The sequence below is a fragment of the Streptomyces sp. CRN 30 genome (assembly GCF_034105845.1).
Map to the genome: position 1 here is coordinate 38,478 of NZ_JAVRHI010000091.1, position 15,481 is coordinate 53,958.

General features: G+C 72.0%; 14 protein-coding genes. 7 read left to right on the forward strand and 7 right to left on the reverse strand.

Annotated features, from left to right (window positions below):
- Positions 1-71: 71 nt before the first annotated feature.
- Positions 72-1,805, forward strand: a complete 1,734-nt coding sequence (locus tag UW392_RS08635; RefSeq protein WP_320774294.1) for an RICIN domain-containing protein — start codon at positions 72-74, stop codon at positions 1,803-1,805.
- A 54-nt stretch (positions 1,806-1,859) separates the two neighbouring features.
- Here the strand turns inward: UW392_RS08635 and UW392_RS08640 are convergent, their stop codons facing one another.
- The 4 genes from UW392_RS08640 to UW392_RS08655 are packed head-to-tail and all read right to left on the reverse strand — an operon-like array spanning position 1,860 to position 6,949.
- Positions 1,860-3,677 carry a glycoside hydrolase family 2 protein gene (locus UW392_RS08640; RefSeq protein WP_320774295.1) on the reverse strand — a complete coding sequence of 606 codons (1,818 nt, stop codon included), beginning with the start codon at positions 3,675-3,677 and terminating at the stop codon, positions 1,860-1,862.
- A 40-nt stretch (positions 3,678-3,717) separates the two neighbouring features.
- Complete coding sequence (locus tag UW392_RS08645; protein WP_320774296.1) at positions 3,718-4,611, reverse strand: carbohydrate ABC transporter permease; 894 nt, start codon at positions 4,609-4,611, stop codon at positions 3,718-3,720.
- Between the two features lie 2 nt (positions 4,612-4,613).
- Entirely contained in the window at positions 4,614-5,564 is a 951-nt protein-coding gene (locus tag UW392_RS08650; RefSeq protein ID WP_320774297.1) for a sugar ABC transporter permease, read from the reverse strand.
- A 20-nt stretch (positions 5,565-5,584) separates the two neighbouring features.
- Positions 5,585-6,949 carry an extracellular solute-binding protein gene (locus UW392_RS08655; protein WP_320774298.1) on the reverse strand — a complete coding sequence of 455 codons (1,365 nt, stop codon included), beginning with the start codon at positions 6,947-6,949 and terminating at the stop codon, positions 5,585-5,587.
- A 259-nt stretch (positions 6,950-7,208) separates the two neighbouring features.
- Between UW392_RS08655 and UW392_RS08660 the strand changes: the two genes are divergently transcribed.
- The 4 genes from UW392_RS08660 to UW392_RS08675 all read left to right on the forward strand — a co-directional run bounded on the left by UW392_RS08660 (position 7,209) and on the right by UW392_RS08675 (position 11,438).
- The gene (locus UW392_RS08660) at positions 7,209-8,264 is read left to right on the forward strand and encodes a LacI family DNA-binding transcriptional regulator (RefSeq protein ID WP_320774299.1); all 1,056 of its coding nucleotides are present in this window, start codon (positions 7,209-7,211) and stop codon (positions 8,262-8,264) included.
- 200 nt (positions 8,265-8,464) lie between these two features.
- Entirely contained in the window at positions 8,465-9,031 is a 567-nt protein-coding gene (locus UW392_RS08665) for a hypothetical protein (RefSeq protein WP_320774300.1), read from the forward strand.
- Between the two features lie 90 nt (positions 9,032-9,121).
- Positions 9,122-11,029 (forward strand): molecular chaperone HtpG, encoded by a 1,908-nt coding sequence (htpG, locus tag UW392_RS08670; RefSeq protein ID WP_320774301.1) that lies wholly within the window; start codon positions 9,122-9,124, stop codon positions 11,027-11,029.
- A 190-nt stretch (positions 11,030-11,219) separates the two neighbouring features.
- Positions 11,220-11,438, forward strand: a complete 219-nt coding sequence (locus tag UW392_RS08675) for a hypothetical protein (protein ID WP_320774302.1) — start codon at positions 11,220-11,222, stop codon at positions 11,436-11,438.
- Positions 11,439-11,453: 15 nt separating this feature from the next.
- On the opposite strand, the gene UW392_RS08680 is transcribed toward UW392_RS08675, so the two are convergent.
- The 3 genes from UW392_RS08680 to UW392_RS08690 all read right to left on the reverse strand — a co-directional run bounded on the left by UW392_RS08680 (position 11,454) and on the right by UW392_RS08690 (position 12,886).
- Positions 11,454-11,876: an ATP-binding protein gene (locus UW392_RS08680; protein WP_320774303.1), complete on the reverse strand. Its 423-nt coding sequence runs from the start codon at positions 11,874-11,876 to the stop codon at positions 11,454-11,456.
- 65 nt (positions 11,877-11,941) lie between these two features.
- Positions 11,942-12,214, reverse strand: coding sequence for an STAS domain-containing protein (locus tag UW392_RS08685; RefSeq protein ID WP_320774304.1), 273 nt, complete (start codon positions 12,212-12,214; stop codon positions 11,942-11,944).
- Between the two features lie 210 nt (positions 12,215-12,424).
- On the reverse strand, positions 12,425-12,886 hold the full coding sequence (locus tag UW392_RS08690; RefSeq protein WP_320774305.1) for a MarR family winged helix-turn-helix transcriptional regulator: 462 nt from the start codon (positions 12,884-12,886) through the stop codon (positions 12,425-12,427).
- A 107-nt stretch (positions 12,887-12,993) separates the two neighbouring features.
- On the opposite strand from UW392_RS08690, the gene UW392_RS08695 reads away from it, so the two are divergent.
- Complete coding sequence (locus tag UW392_RS08695) at positions 12,994-13,365, forward strand: VOC family protein (RefSeq protein WP_320774306.1); 372 nt, start codon at positions 12,994-12,996, stop codon at positions 13,363-13,365.
- 1,154 nt (positions 13,366-14,519) lie between these two features.
- Positions 14,520-15,416, forward strand: a complete 897-nt coding sequence (locus UW392_RS08700; protein WP_320774307.1) for an alpha/beta fold hydrolase — start codon at positions 14,520-14,522, stop codon at positions 15,414-15,416.
- Positions 15,417-15,481 lie beyond the last annotated feature (65 nt).

Consider the following 15,481-nt stretch of genomic DNA (forward strand, 5'->3'; position numbering starts at 1 on the left):
TCGATGTACATCCGGCTCTAGCCTGGCGCGGATCTCGCCGGCAGGAATTCCCTGCAGGAAAGGAGAACGTGTTGACGCACCACCTGTTCCGCTCCCTCGGACGTCATCGCCCCCACGCCGTACTCCTCGCCCTGGCCGCCGTGCTGAGCACCCTGCTCGCCGTGCCGGCCGTCGCCGCGACCTCCGACACCGCCACGAAGGCGACCGCCGCCACGCAGGCGACCGCCTCCACGAAGGCGACCACCTCCGCCGCGGCGGACGCCGTCTCCGTCGCGGCCACCGGTACGCCGCTGCGCGACGGCACGGGGCTCTACCCCCGGGCCGTCCGCCTCGCCCACAACGGGTCGGCCAACGGCCGGATCCTCGCCAGTGTCGTCACCTTCGACGGCGACAACGGCATCGGCGCCATCCACGAGTCCACCGACAACGGCGCGACCTTCCGCGAGGTCGGCCGGGTCGCCGACGGTGAGTCCGCCGGTGGCCAGGGACTCTGCTGCACCACCCTGTTCGAGCTGCCCCAGCAGGTCGGAGCGCTGCCGGCCGGGACACTCCTGTGGGCCTCCTCGGCAGGCCAGGACGAGTCGGACCGCCGGATGGCGCTGCGCGTCTGGCGCAGCGACGACGTGGGCCGCACCTGGTCCTACCTGTCGTCGTGCGCGGTGGCGGGCAGCACCAGCGGCCTGTGGGAGCCGGAGTTCTCCATCGCCTCGGACGGCGCGCTGGTCTGCCACTACTCCGACGAGACGGACTCCGCGCACAGCCAGAAACTCGTCGCCGTGCGCAGCTACGACGGTGTCACCTGGCAGGGTCGCCACGACACCGTCGCCAGTTCCCTGGCGACCGACCGGCCGGGCATGCCGGTGGTCCGCAAGCTGCCGAACGGCACCTACTTCATGAGCTACGAGATCTGCACCCCCGGCGGCCAGTACCAGTGCGTGGTGCACTACCGCACCTCCGCCGACGGCTGGAACTGGGGGAGCGTCACCGACCTCGGCATCCGCCCGGAGACGGTCGACGGCAAGTACTTCCGTGCCACGCCCACCATCGCCTGGGCGCCGGACCCGAACGGCGGCGCGAACGGACGCCTGCTGCTCATCGGACAGCGCCTGCTCGACAAGGACGGCGGCGTCGCCGCCGAGAGCGGCCGGACCATCCTCGCCAACACCGAGAACGGCAGCGGACCGTGGTACGAGATCGAGGCGCCGGTCGACGTGTCCGACCCCCAGATCAACTACTGCGAGAACTACAGCTCGCCACTGCTGCCCTCGGCCGACGGCCGGACGGTCCTCCAGATCGCCACCGACTTCGACGGCACGGTCTGCAAGCCGTACTACGCCACCGGTTCCGTCACCGGCACCGGTGACGCCGCGGGGGTCGTCGACGGCGCCTACTACCGGCTGGTCAGTGCCAACAGCGGGCAGTGCCTGGACGTGGCGGCCGACTCGCGCACGGCCGGCGGCAACATCCAGCAGTGGACCTGCAACGGTCTCGGCCCGCAGCAGTGGAAGCTGAGCGCGCACGGCACCGGGATCTTCACGCTCACCGGCCGCAACAGCGGCTACTGCGCGGACGTGGAGAACGGCTCCGCCACGGCGGGCGCGAACGTCCGCCAGTGGTACTGCAACGCGGCCGCCGCTCAGGACTGGAAGCTCCAGAACGCCGGCCGGGGCTACTACCGGCTCGTCGTCCGCTCCAGCGGACAGTGCCTGGACGTCGCCCAGGGCTCCCGCACGGCCGGCGCCAACGTCCAGCAGTGGACGTGCAACGGACTCCAGCCGCAGCTCTGGCGGCTGGAGCGGGTCTGACCCGAAGGGCGGGGGCCGCGGCCCCCGCCCCCTCCCTTCAGGTCCTCGGGCTCGTCACCCCTGTTCCTCGATGGCGGCGGGCCGCAGCTGCGCGGCACGCACGCGTGCGACGTCGAGTTTGGCGGAGCGGTCGAAGCGGTAGACGCCGTTCTGCTCCTGGAAGACGTCGGTCAGCTGCGTGTAGCAGTAGCCGAACATCCCGGGGTCGCCCAGCAGCACCTCGGTGAGCCCGCCGAACCGGTGGTGGAACTCCTCCTCGTCCCGGATGCGCTCGCCGTACCCCCAGGAGAGGGTGCGGTCCTCGCCGGACAGCTCCGCCGCCGCCTCCGGGTCCCACCAGATGCCGCCGAACTCGCTGACGAAGTAGGGCTGTCCCCGGTACGGCTGGGAGTACGCGGCCCCGTTCTCGTAGGCGTTGACGAACGGCTCGTCCTTGGCGAGGCCGGACATCAGCTGCCGGAAGGCGGCCGGGTCCTGCTCGTAGCTGTGGGAGTCGTAGATGTCGGTCTCCGGCACCCGGTGGGCGTAGCCGGAGGCGTCGATGACCGGCCGGGTGGTGTCCATGGCCTTCGTGGCCAGGAACATGGCGCGGGTGACGTCGTCGAGCTGGGTGACGCGGTCGTGCAGCTTCTGGTACGTCTCGTTGAGCGGGCACCAGCCGATGATCGAGGGGTGCGAGTAGTCCCGTTCGAGGGCCTCCAGCCACTGGGCGACGTAGGAGGCGTCGGGCTTCTGGTTGTCGCCCGAGGAGCCGCCGGTCTCGCAGCCCCAGTCGCCGAACTCGCCCCACACCAGGTAGCCGAGGCGGTCGGCGTGGTACAGGAACCGCTCCTCGAACACCTTCTGGTGCAGCCGGGCGCCGTTGAAGCCGGCCTCCAGGGCCAGTTCGATGTCCCGGACCAGAGCCTGGTCGGTCGGCGCGGTCATCAGTCCGTCCGGGTACCAGCCCTGGTCGAGGACGAGCCGCTGGAAGACCGGGCGGCCGTTGAGCAGGACGGCCTTGCCGCGCAGCCCGACGGCGCGCAGCCCGGCGTAGCTCTCCGCTCGGTCGACGACCTGCCCGTCGGCGTCGAGGAGTTCCAGCCGCAGGCCGTACAGGTGCGGGTCGCCGGGGCCCCACTCGCGCCGCCGGTCCTCCGGCACCGGCAGGTGCAGGCGCGGCGCGAGGTCGAGGTCGGCGCGGGCCTCGGCGCGGGCCACCTCGCCGTCGCCGTCGCTCAGGACGGCCCGTACCCGGTGTCCGGGCCGGTTGCCGGACAGCGGCAGTTCGAGGTGGAAGGCGGAACCGGCGAGGTCCGGGGTGATCCGCGGCCTGCGCAGATGGGTTTCGGGGACCGGCTCCAGCCACACCGTCTGCCAGATGCCGGTGACCCTCGTGTAGTTGCAGTCGTGGTTGGCATACTGCACCGCCTGCTTGCCGCGTGCCTGCGGGCCCGACCTGGGGTCGCGGGCGCGGACGGTGAGCACGACCTCCTCGCCCGTGCCGGCGATGTCGCCGAGGTCCGCGGTGAACGGGGTGAAGCCGCCGCGGTGCCGGGCGACCTCCTCGCCGTCGGCCCAGACCGTGGTGTCGTGGTCGACCGCGCCGAAGTGCAGCAGCACCCGGCGCCCCGCCCACTCGGCGGGCAGGGCCACCGTCCGCCGGTACCAGACGGCCTCCAGGAAGTCGGTGTCACCGATGCCCGACAGCTCGGACTCGGGCGGGAAGGGGACGAGGATCTCGTCGCGCAGCTCACGGCCGAGGAGGCCGCGTTCCAGGCCGCTGTCCCCCCGGTCGGTCTCGAACTGCCAGGCGCCGTTCAGGTTGAGCCAGTCGCGGCGCGTGAACTGCGGTCGCGGATACTCCGGGCGCGGTACGGAGTTGGTGGGCACACATGCTCCAGTCGATCGGTGGGGCGAAGGGGATTCGGGCTCAGGAACCGCCGAGGCCGGTGGTGGCCACGGAGTTGACGATGCGGCGCTGGAAGAAGAGGAACACCACGATCAGCGGCAGCGCGGCCAGCAGCGCGGAGGCCATCCCCGGTACGTACTGGACGCCGTGGGAGTCCCGCACGGTGGCCAGGCCGACCGGGAGGGTCATCAGCTCCGCGTCGTTGGTCACGATGAACGGCCACATGAAGTTGTTCCACGCGCCGATGAAGACGAAGATCGCCACGGCGGCCACGATCGGCCGGGACAGCGGCAGGATCACCGACCAGAACACCCGGAACTCCGAGGCGCCGTCGATCCGGGCCGCCTCCTCCAGCTCCCGCGGGACGCCGTCGAAGAAGCGCTTCAGGATGAACACCATCATCGGCGCGACGACCTGCGGCAGGATCACCGCCGCGTAGGTGTCCACCAGGTCGAACATCAGCATCTGCTGGAACAGCGGCACGATCAGCAGCTGCGGCGGGATCATGATGGCGGCCACCGTGACGGCGAGCAGCGCCCGCCGCCCGCGGAACGTGCCGCGCGAGAAGCCGTACGCCGCGAGCGTGGAGACGGCCACCGTGATGACGGTGACCAGACCGGCGATCAGGAAGCTGTTGAACGCCCAGACGGGCACGTTCCCGCGCTCCAGGATCTGCCGGTAGGCGTCCAGGGTGAACGCGCCCTTGAACGGGGAGAGTCCGGGCTGCGAGACGTCCTGCTCGCTCTGCACGGAGGTGATGACCGCCCAGACGAACGGCAGCAGCCAGGCGGCGGCCAGGACGACGAGCGCGGTCCCGGCCAGGACGCGGGGGAGCCGGCCGTGGCCGAGGAGCAGCGGGGAGCCGGCCGCCTCCCGGGGACGCCGCGGGCGCGAGGGTGTGAGAGTGGCGGACACGGTCAGTCCTCCTGGCGGAAGAGGCGGAGCTGCACGAGCGAGACGACGATGATCAGGGCGAAGAACAGGTAGGAGACCGCCGAGGCGTAACCGAGCCGGTAGCCGGTGAAGCCGACGTCGTACACGTACTCCAAGACGGGGCGGGTCGAGTTGTTGGGGCCGCCCTTGGTGAGGATGTAGATCTGGTCGAACACCTTCAGGGACGCCAGGACCTGCAACATGGCCACCAGACCGGTGGTCCGGCGCAGCTGCGGCAGGGTGATGGACCACAGCCGCCGCCACGCGCCCGCGCCGTCCAGCGCCGCCGCCTCGTCGAAGGTCGTGGGCAGGGACTGCAGGGCCGCGAGGTAGAGCAGGAAGTTGAAGCCGACCGTCCACCAGACGGTGAGGGCGGCGATCGCCCACATCGCCACGGACTCGTCGGACAGCCAGCCCACCGGCTCCATGCCGAGGGTGTCGAGGAGCTGGTTGGCGAAGCCCAGGTCCGGCTGGTAGAGCCAGGTCCAGATCAGCGTCACCACCGTCACCGGCAGCAGGTACGGCGCGAAGAACGCCAGCCGCCAGGCCCACTGGCCGGCGATCCCGCTGTGCACCAGCAGGGCCATCGCCAGCGCGACGATCACCAGCGGCACACTGGAGGCGACGGTGAAGAAGACGGTGTTGCCGAGGCTGCTCCACACGTCGGGGTCGCCGAACGCCTCGGCGTAGTTGTCGAAGCCGACGAAGGCGGTGTCGCGCAGCGCCAGCGAGGAGTCGGTGAAACTCATCCAGAGGCCCTGCACGACGGGCCAGACGAGGAAGAGCACGAAGAGCAGGAGGAAGGGCAGCACGAAGAACAGGCCGGAGCCGGGGGCGCTCAGCGAGCGCTGCCGGCCGGTGCGGCGGGGGCGCTCGGCGCGGCGGGCGTCGGGACCCGTCCGCGAGTCGGTGCCGGGGGGTGCGGTGGTGGTCACGGGATCACTCCTTCTGCTCGTCAGGACACCGGGTTCGGCTGCTTGAGCAGCCGGTCCGACTCGCGGACCATCTGCCGCACCGCCTTCTCGGCGGACGTGTCGCCCAGCAGCGCCGACTGGAGCGGCTGGCACATCGCGACCTGGAAGGCGGAGGCGGCTCCCGTGAACCAGTTCGGCGGATCGAGCACCGCGACCTCCGCGGCGTCCGCGTACGAGGACTGCGGCTTGAGGCCGGCGTACTGAGGTTCAGCGAGGATCGGCTGGTACGCCGGGATGTGGCCCGCGCTCGCCCAGGTGAGGCTCTGCTTGAGCATCTCCGCGGCGTACCGGTGGGACTCGCGGCGCCGGGCCGGGTCGGGGTTGTCCTGGTGCGGGAGGACGAAGCTGTGGCTGTCGGTGTACACGGCGGGGTGGTCGAAGACCTGCGGGAAGGGCGCGGCGCCGAGCGGGAATCCGGCCGCCTTCAGCGTCGGCAGCTCCCATTCGCCGAGGAAGGCCATGCCGCCGCGGCGGGACGTGAACATGGTGAGACCGGCGTAGTAGTCCAGGTCGTCGGGGCTGGTCTTCCCGTCGAACAGCTGCTGCATGAACGACACGACCTTGACCGCGGCGTCCACGTCGATCTTCGGCGCCCCGCCGTCCGGGAGGGTGAAGGCGGCCCCGGTCTGGGCGTAGAGGGCCGCGAACAGCCGCCAGTTCTGCGCGGTGTCGTTGACGTGCCCGAACACGATGCCCGCGTGGCCGGTGGCGTCGGCGAGCGCCTTGCCCGCGTCCAGCATGGCCTCGGGGGAGCCCATGGGGGCCAGTTCGCCCGAGGAGTCGAGGAGTCCCGCCTTGTCGGCGGCGTCCTTGTCGTAGAAGACGATGAAGGGGTGGACGTCCAGCGGGATCGCGTAGACGGTGTCGTCGTGCTGCGTCCGCTTCCAGACGGCTGGCGTGAAGTCCTTCTCGGTGACGCCGAACTCGGCGAGCACGTCCAGGTCGATGGGGTCCAGCAGGCCGGCGGGGGCGTAACCGGCCAGCCGGGACAGGTGCAGGACCGCCACGTCGGAGGCCCGGCCGCCGGCCGCCGACATGGCCAGCTTGGTGTAGTACGACGGTCCCCAGTCCAGGATCGTCCGGTCGATGTCGAAACCCCGTCCGGCGTCGGAGACGGCCTTGATCATGTCGTCCATCAGCAGGCCGTCACCGCCCTGGAACGGGTCCCAGACGCTCAGGGCGTTGGCGTCGGAGGCCGAGGCCGGTGAGGCGCAGCCGGACAGCGCGCCCGCGGCGAGCAGCGCGCCCGCCCCGGCCGTGCCCGCGCCCAGCAGGCGACGGCGGGTCAGGCCGCTGACGGCGGCGGGCCGGGGAGGCGGGGCGGGGACAGGGGATCGCGCAGTCATCGTTGACCTTTCGACGCCGGACACGCGTGCCGGTGGGCGACGGACCACGGCGGGCGTGGCCCGCCGTGTCCGGCAGGCGGGGTGCGCACCGGCTTGAAGCGGTGCGGTGGCACGTTTTTACATCGATGTACATTGGCTGTAAAGAGTCTGCGTCCCCTGGCCGGTATTCAGGGACCGGGGAGCGCGGACGGACCGCCCGGCCGCTCCCGGCCTGCCCCGATCTACACTCGGGGCCGACGAGGGGGCAGGGAGGTACGCGGTGGCACGGCCCAGGATCAAGGACGTCGCTCGGCACGCGGGGGTGTCCGAGAAGACGGTGTCCAATGTGATCAACGACTACGTCCACGTCTCCGAGCGGACCAGGCGCGTGGTCCAGGAGGCCATCGACCACCTGGGCTACAAGGTGAACCTGGCCGGACGGCACCTGCGCAAGGGGCGTACGGGCATCATCGCCCTGGTCGTCCCCGAGCTGGACGTCCCGTACTTCGCCGAACTCGCCCGGCACGTCATCCGCGAGGCCGAGCGGCGCTCCCTGACCGTGCTGATCCACCAGACCGGCGGCGACCGCGACCACGAACTGGCGGCCCTGTCCGGCTTCGGCTCCTCCTTCGTGGACGGCGTGATCCTCAGCCCGCTCGCGCTGACCGCCGACGATCTGCGCGAGCGCGCGGACGCGCCGCCGACCGTCCTGCTCGGCGAGTTGCTGGAGGAGGGCGCGGACCACGTCGCCATCGACAACGAGAAGGCGGCCAGGGCGGCTACCGAGCACCTCATCGGTCTCGGCCGCCGCAGGATCCTGGCCGTCGGCGGCCGCGACGACACCGGGCTCGGTACGGCGGAGGCCCGCACCCGGGGCTACCGGGCCGCCCTCGCCGAGGCGGGGATCGCCTTCGAACCGGCGGCGCTGCTGCCCGTGACCTCGTTCCGGATGCCGGACGGCGCCGAGGCCGTGGCCCGGGTGCTGGGCGCGGGGGAGCGGCCCGACGCGCTGCTCTGCCTCAACGACCAACTGGCGCTGGGCGCCCTGCGCACCCTGCACGAGCACGGGCTGCGGGTTCCCGAGGACGTCGCCGTCATCGGCTTCGACGACGTGGAGGGCGGGCGGTTCAGCGTGCCGACGCTGAGCACCGTGGCGCCCGACAAGGCCGCCGTCGCCAGGGTCGCCGTGGACCTCCTGCGCCACCGCATGGACGAGGAGGCGGACACGGCCGGGGCGGTCGCCGCCGAGGACCGGGGCCGGTCGCCGCAGGACCTGGTCGTCGCCCACCGGCTGGTGCTTCGGGAGAGCACGGAGGGGACCGCGAGGGGTGCGTGAGGGGCGGCGCGAGGGATGCGTGAGGGGCGGCGCGAAGGGCGCGGGCGGGGCCGCGCGAGCGGGTGAGCCGGGCCGCGCGACGCGGGTGAGCGGGGCTGTGAAGTCAACGACACGCAGTTCGCGAAAAGTTGGGTAAATAAGATCAACATCTGGTTGGATTGGGTAGGTGATCTTGAGTTCCCCGTGAAAGGCAACCGCTGATGTCTCCCGCCCTCGCCCAGGCTCCGACCGTCGTCCCGCCCGCCCCGTCGCGCGCGGCGACGGACCATACCGGTGCCCCGGGCCGGGGCGTGGCCGTGCGCGGCGGGCGGGCGGCCGGATGCCTCCAGACCAGGAACCACGGCACCCTGCGGGTCGCCGAGCCCCGCCCGAGGGCGGTCGCGCCGCCGCGCGAGAACTACCTCGCCGAACTCCCGCAGGACCCGTTCGACACGGACAGCGCCGCCGTCCTGCGCGTCATCGCCGACCCGCGCACCCCGGTCTTCGTCACCGTGCACACCGGCGGCCGGCGCCGCTACGGCTACTGGCAGCCGTACGACTCCCGCAGCAAGCGCGGCGGTTGCTACGTCGCGCTGCCGACGGCGGTCTGCGACCGGCTGCACGAGCTCGGACGGATCGCGCTCGACGGTCCCCTCGTGGACCCGGGCAAGACGACGTACCGCGTCCGCACCGCCGGCACCCCCGCCCCGCCGACCCGTCTCACGGCCGCCCGGACGCGGATTCCCGAGACCCCGGCGCGCGCGATGTCGAGGCCGCTGGCAGCCTGACCGCGGCGACCGTCTCACAGAGGCTGACCGGCTGTTTTACAGTAGCTCCCGTCAGTCCGCCAGAGCCGACCTGTGAGGTGCTCGACAACCATGCCGGCCCAGACCTTCGAGTTCCAGGTGGAAGCCCGTCAGTTGCTGCAACTGATGATCCACTCCGTCTACTCGAACAAAGACGTCTTCCTGCGCGAACTCGTCTCCAACGCGTCCGACGCACTGGACAAACTGCGTCTGGAGGCGCTGCGGGACGACTCGCTCGGCGTCGACGTCTCCGACCTGCACATCGAGATCGAGGCCGACGCCGAGGCCCGCACCCTCACGGTGCGGGACAACGGCATCGGCATGTCGTACGAGGAGGTCGGGCAGCTCATCGGCACCATCGCCAACTCCGGGACGGCGAAGTTCCTGAAGGAGCTGCAGGAGGCGAAGTCCGCGGAGGAGGGCGCCAACGCCGAGGGGCTCATCGGCCAGTTCGGCGTGGGGTTCTACTCCGGGTTCATGGTCGCGGACGAGATGACCCTGGTGACCCGGCGCGCCGGTGAGGAGAAGGGCACCCGCTGGGCCTCCCGGGGCGAGGGCACGTACACCCTGGACGCGATCGACGACGCCCCGCAGGGCACCTCCGTCACCCTCCACCTCAAGCCCGCCGACTCCGACGACGCGCTCCACGACTACACCTCCCCGTGGAAGATCCGCGAGATCGTCAAGCGCTACTCGGACTTCATCACCTGGCCCGTCCGGCTGGTGTCCGGGCCGGGCGAGGACGGCACCGTGCCGGAACCCGAGACGCTCAACTCGATGAAGGCCCTGTGGGCCCGCTCGCGGGACGAGGTGTCCGACGACGAGTACCACGAGCTGTACAAGCACATCAGCCACGACTGGCGTGACCCGCTGGAGACGATCCGCCTCCAGGCCGAGGGCACCTTCGAGTACCAGGCGCTGCTCTTCGTCCCCGCGCACGCCCCGCACGACCTGTTCACCCAGAACTACCGTCGCGGCGTGCAGCTCTACGTCAAGCGCGTCTTCATCATGGACGACTGCGAGGCGCTGCTGCCGCCGTACCTCCGCTTCGTCAAGGGCGTCGTCGACGCGGCCGACCTGTCGCTGAACGTCTCCCGCGAGATCCTCCAGCAGGACCGGCACATCCAGCTGATGCAGCGCCGGCTGACGAAGAAGGTGCTGTCGTCGGTCAAGGAGCTGATGACCGGCTCCCCGGACAAGTACGCCACCTTCTGGCGGGAGTTCGGCGCCGTCCTGAAGGAGGGACTGGTCACCGACGCCGACAACCGCGACGCGCTCCTCGCCGTCGCCTCCTTCGCCAGCACCCGCTCCGACGACGAGCCCACCACGCTCAAGGGGTACGTGGAGCGGATGAAGGACGGCCAGGACGCCGTCTACTACATGACCGGCGACTCCCGGCAGTCCATCGAGAACTCCCCGCACATGGAGGCGTTCCGGGACCGGGGCATCGAGGTGCTGCTGCTCACCGACGCCGTCGACGAGGTCTGGGCCGACGCCGTCGGCGAGTTCGACGGCAAGCCCCTGCGGTCCGTGGCCAAGGGCGACATCGACCTCGGCCCCGACGAGGACGGCAAGTCCGAGGAGGAGCGGGAGAAGCAGACCGCCGACTACGCGGGTCTGCTCGGCTGGATGAAGGAGCAACTGGGCGAGGAGGTCAAGGACGTGCGCCTGTCGTCGCGGCTCACCGTCTCCCCGGCCTGTGTCGTCTCCGACTCCCACGACCTGACCCCGGCGCTGGAGCAGATGTACCGGGCGATGGGCCAGGAGGTGCCGGAGACCAAGCGCATCCTGGAGCTGAACCCCGACCACGTGTTGGTCAAGGGACTCAACGAGGCGTACACCGCGCGCGAGGACCGCACGGCGCTCGTGGAGACCGCGGAGCTGCTGCACGGCCTCGCGGTGCTCGCGGAGGGCGGTCAGCCGAAGGAGCCGGCGCGCTTCGTGAAGCTGGTCGCCGAGCGCCTGGAGCGCACGCTGTGACCTCCCGGCGCTCCGCACACCGCTGAACTCGGGCCTCCGGGTCCGGGACCGTCGCCGATCACCGGCGGCGGTCCCGGACCCGCTCGCCGGTGGCGGTCCCGGTTTCCCCCGGACGCGTGCGGTGAGAACGGCGGTTCGGGGTACCGGGTGATCAACGTGAGGGTCGGTCGGAAGGGTGACGATGGGTTCGGTGTCTCAGTTGCGACAGCTCAGGGCCGTGTACACGGGCGGCGTGCTCGCCTGGTCCTTCTGCCTGTTGCTCGGCGTGGTCAGGGGTGACGGCTCGGCACGGCAGACCGTGCTGCTGCTGGGGCTGCTCGCCGCCTTCCTGGTCCTGCTGCTGTGGTCGACCTGGTGCCTGTGGGAGGCCGGGGCGCGCCGCCGCCCGGCGGGCCGGTCCGGGGGCTGACGCCGGCAGGCGTGTTCAGCGGGCGAAGACCGCCCGTACGGTCTTGCCGCCGGGGTGCCGGATGACGCGGCACTCCTCGGCGAGTTCCTCCACCAGTACCAGGCCGAGGCCCCCCGAGCCGTGCTCCAGGTCGGGCACCCGGGTCCGGGGCAGGACGGAGCAGTCGTCGTCCACGTCGAGGACGAGCCGGTCGCGGTGGGCGTGCACCCGCAGCCGCCACCAGCCGTCGGCGTACCGCAGCGCGTTGGTGCACAGCTCCGACGCCACCAGCTCCACGTGCCCTGGGTCGAGACGGGGGCAGCAGACCGCCGCGTACCGCCGGGCGGCCCGCCGCGCGACCCCGACGGACGCCCGGTCGCCGTCGACACGCAGCAGGGCCGGGGACTCGCCCAGGGTGCCCGGCCAGGTCTTGGTCCCCCCGCCCCAGAAGCACGACAAGCACCCGTCCGTGTCGATGGTCCCGCCCCCCGGGCCGGATGTGGCCGCGCTCGCTTCGTACGCCCTCATGCCGGCCCCTCGTCGCCGACCATGAGCGGGGCGAACCGGGCGAAGATCCCGGTGAGCCGCAGCAACTGGTCGAGCTGTGGCCGGAGCGGCCCGATGAGCCGCAGGTGGAACCTGTCCGCCATCCGCAGTATGAGGTTCAGCAGGGTGGAGTCGGCGAACCGCACTCCGGACACGTCCAGGTCCACGCACTCGGCGTGGGAGGCGAGCTCCAGGACGAGTTCGACGTCCAGCTCCGACTCGACGTCGAACTCCCCGCTCAGGGAGATCACCAGGCGTCGGCCGTCATCGACCGTGGCGACCCGGATAGAACAGGTCTCTTCCGATGGCTCATCTGCGTCGCACCCACTCATCGGTTCCACAGTGACCGGGGCCGCTGTCCCGCGGGGCCGCTATGCACCTATGGAGGACCGGCCGAACATGTGATCGGCGTGTGTGCGCTCGGCCCGCCCCGCCCCCCGGGGGCCACGGGTCCCGCGGTCTCACTCCTCCAGCGCGGCGGTCATGGTGTCGAGGTCGGCGAGCAACTCCGTGAGGCGCCGCTCGGGCACGGCCTCGATCATCCGCGTCTCGATGGCGTAGACGGCGCCGCGCGCCACGTGCAGCCGCTCCCGGCCGGCCTCCGTGAGGTGGACGGGCAGTGCCCGGCCGTGGTCGCTGGTGGCCGCCCGGGTGATGAGACCGGCCTCCGCGAGGCCGCGCAGGACGACGTTGGCGGACTGCCGGGTGACGAAGGTGCCGCGGGCGAGGTCGGCGTTGGACAGGCCGGGCCGCTCGTCCAGCAGCTCCAGGCAGGAGTACTGCGGCACGGTGAGGCCGTGGACGCGCAGGGCCCGGTCCATGGCGCCGCGCAGGGCGGCGGCGGTGCGCTTGAGGCGGTAGCCCACGTGTTCGGTGACGTCCTTCGCGGGGTGGGGTGCGGGGACGGGCTCTCGGTTCTCCATGTCAGCATTTTGACATGGAGGCGGAGCGGTACCTACGGTAGGTGATGTCAAAGTTCTGACATCGAGCGCTCCGGACGGGTCCGGAGCCGCATCCACCGGAGGAAGCCATGTCCGTCGCCGTGGAAGGTCCCGACTTCATCGCCCTGCAGGTCCGGGACGTGCCTGCCGCCGCCGCCTTCTTCGAGGAGCGCCTCGGGCTGCGCCGCGCCCCCGCCTCGCCGCCCGGCGCGGTCGTCTTCACCACGACCCCGGTCCCCTTCGCCGTCCGCGAGCCGCTCCCCGGCGTCGACCTCACCGGCGACGCCCGGCCCGGCCTCGGCGTCGCGCTGTGGCTGCGCGCCCCCGACGCCGGCGCGCTGCGCGACCGGCTCGTCGACGCGGGCACGCCGGACGTCGGCCCGCTGCTGGAGAGCCCGTTCGGTCCGATGTTCACGTTCACCGGACCCGAGGGCTACCGCCTGACCGTGCACGGAGGCTGACGGCGAGCACCGTGGTCCCCACCCCCGAGGGTCCGTTCTCCCTCGCGGCGGCCCTGCGCTTCCTGGAGGGGTTCACCCCCGCGCCCACCGGGGTGGGCACGACGGTGTGCCGCGGCTGGCCTTCCCCTCGGACGACGGGGCGCCACCGTCACCGCGGCCGTACGGCAGGACCGGGCCCCGGCGGGCGGGGGAGCGGTACGGGCCGAGATCGGTCCCCTCCCGCCGGCGTCCCGGGCGGCGTCCGGACTGCTGCGGCGGTTCCCCGGGCTGCGGCCCGTGTGCTTCGGCTCGCCGTACGGGGCGGCGGCGTGGGCGGTCATCGGACACCGGGTGGGGATGGGCCACGCCACCGCCGTCAAATCCCTCCCCGTGCGCGGCGCGGGTCACCCCGACGTCTTCCCCCGAGGCGAGATGACGTGTTTCGGCGTACCCGTTCCGGAGTACGTGATCCATGGGTACAACTCTCCCGACGCGTCTTCCCGCAGAATCACCCATCATGTCCAGGCGGGACAGGACGAGTCGAACCCGACCGTCGCCGTGGCGACGACCCCGGCGGACCCCTTGCCGACCTGGGTGCCGTGCGCGGCCGGCGCAAGTGTCCAACACGGTTCAGGCCAGAAGCGGCCCGGCCCTATCGCGCGGCGCCCCGGCGGAGGAGACTCGTCAGCGGCGGACGGACCGGCGACCGGCCGACGGAGCGGGAACGGCGCGAACCGCGCCGGGTGCGCCGGAGGCCGGACCCCGGCACCGCACGTCCGCGGACCCGGCACGTCCGGGGACGCCCCACGTGTGCGAGACACCGCGCGCACCCCCGAGGCGCGTGTCTCGCACCCCCGCCGTCCTCCCCGCCCGCCCGGGTGAGCGGGAGTCGCCTCGGGCATCGAACCGGCCGGTGAGGACATGGGGAGGGGCTGGAGCCGCACGGTCGGCGATGCGGCTCCAGCCCCTCGCCGCGCCCGCGCGCTCCGAGGCTCCCGACCCCTTCCGCGACCGGCCCTCGCGCGCCGCGCACCGCGTCAACACCCGCAACCGCATGTAAGGCGGACGGGGCAGCGCGCCGAATCCTTTCGCTCGCAGTGACCGCCACGGGGTGACCGGGCACGGGCACCGCTCGTTGACCGCCGGTAAGCGAGTCGAACAGGTCGGGAGTAGATGTGGAGTTCATCCATCACAGCGTCTTCGAGGGGTTCCGGTTCGGCTGCCGGGTAGTGGAACAGCCCGCGCCGCGCACGGAACCCGTCGTGGTGCTGGGCGGCGCGTACCAGACGATGCATTCCAACCGGCGTTCGGAGCGCCCCTGGGCTCGGGCGGCGACCCTCGTCAACGTGGAACTGCCCGGACTGGGCACCGCCGACGACCTGCCCGCCGACCACGGTTTCGACTTCATGGGCGACGCGCTGGGACACCTCCTGGACGAACTCGCGCTGGAGCGGGTCAACATCATCGCCGTGTCGTACGGCACCGCCATCGCCTACCGCTACGCGCACCGCCACGCGGACCGGGTGGCGCGCCTGGCACTGGTCGGCGCCACCCCCTCCCTGCCGGCGGACGCGCGGGAGGCGCTGGCTGCCTCCAGCGAGCTGCTGCGGGCGGGCGCGATGCCGGAGTTCGCGCGGCGCGCCGTCGACCAGTTGGTGTGCCGCCGTCCCGAGTGCCTGGCGGCCCACCCGCACCAGGCGGCGGAGGTGCTGCGTCGAATCCTGGAGGCCGCCGACCCGCACGACGCGGAACGCTACGCCGCCGCCAACGACCGGTTGCTGCGGCACCCCTTCAACCACCCCGAGGGCATCCGCGGCGTACGGGCGCTGTGTGTGAGCGGGGAGCACGACCGGCTCTGCCCGCCGCAGCGCGCCCGCGCGGTCGCCGCGAGCATCCCCGGCGCAGTGTTCACCACGATGAAGGGCAGCGGGCACGTCGTCCACCTGGAGCGGCCCAAGGACTTCAGCGACGTCCTGGCGCGCTTCCTGACCGACGAGGATCTGGAGGGCCACCCGAGCCTCACCCCGCTGGAGCGGTTCGCCGCGCCGGGCAGGTCACCGGTCGGCGTGTGACCGGGGGAGTCGTCCGCGGGTGACAGGGGGAGTCGTCCGCGTGCGACGGGGGGAGCGGCCGGGCC

Coding starts and splice junctions, on each gene's coding strand:
- UW392_RS08690 (WP_320774305.1), bottom strand. CDS start 12,886: ATGGAGAACCGAGAGCCCGTCCCCGCACCCCACCCCGCGAAGGACGTC.
- UW392_RS08655 (WP_320774298.1), bottom strand. CDS start 6,949: ATGACTGCGCGATCCCCTGTCCCCGCCCCGCCTCCCCGGCCCGCCGCC.
- UW392_RS08695 (WP_320774306.1), top strand. CDS start 12,994: ATGTCCGTCGCCGTGGAAGGTCCCGACTTCATCGCCCTGCAGGTCCGG.
- UW392_RS08665 (WP_320774300.1), top strand. CDS start 8,465: ATGTCTCCCGCCCTCGCCCAGGCTCCGACCGTCGTCCCGCCCGCCCCG.
- htpG (WP_320774301.1), top strand. CDS start 9,122: ATGCCGGCCCAGACCTTCGAGTTCCAGGTGGAAGCCCGTCAGTTGCTG.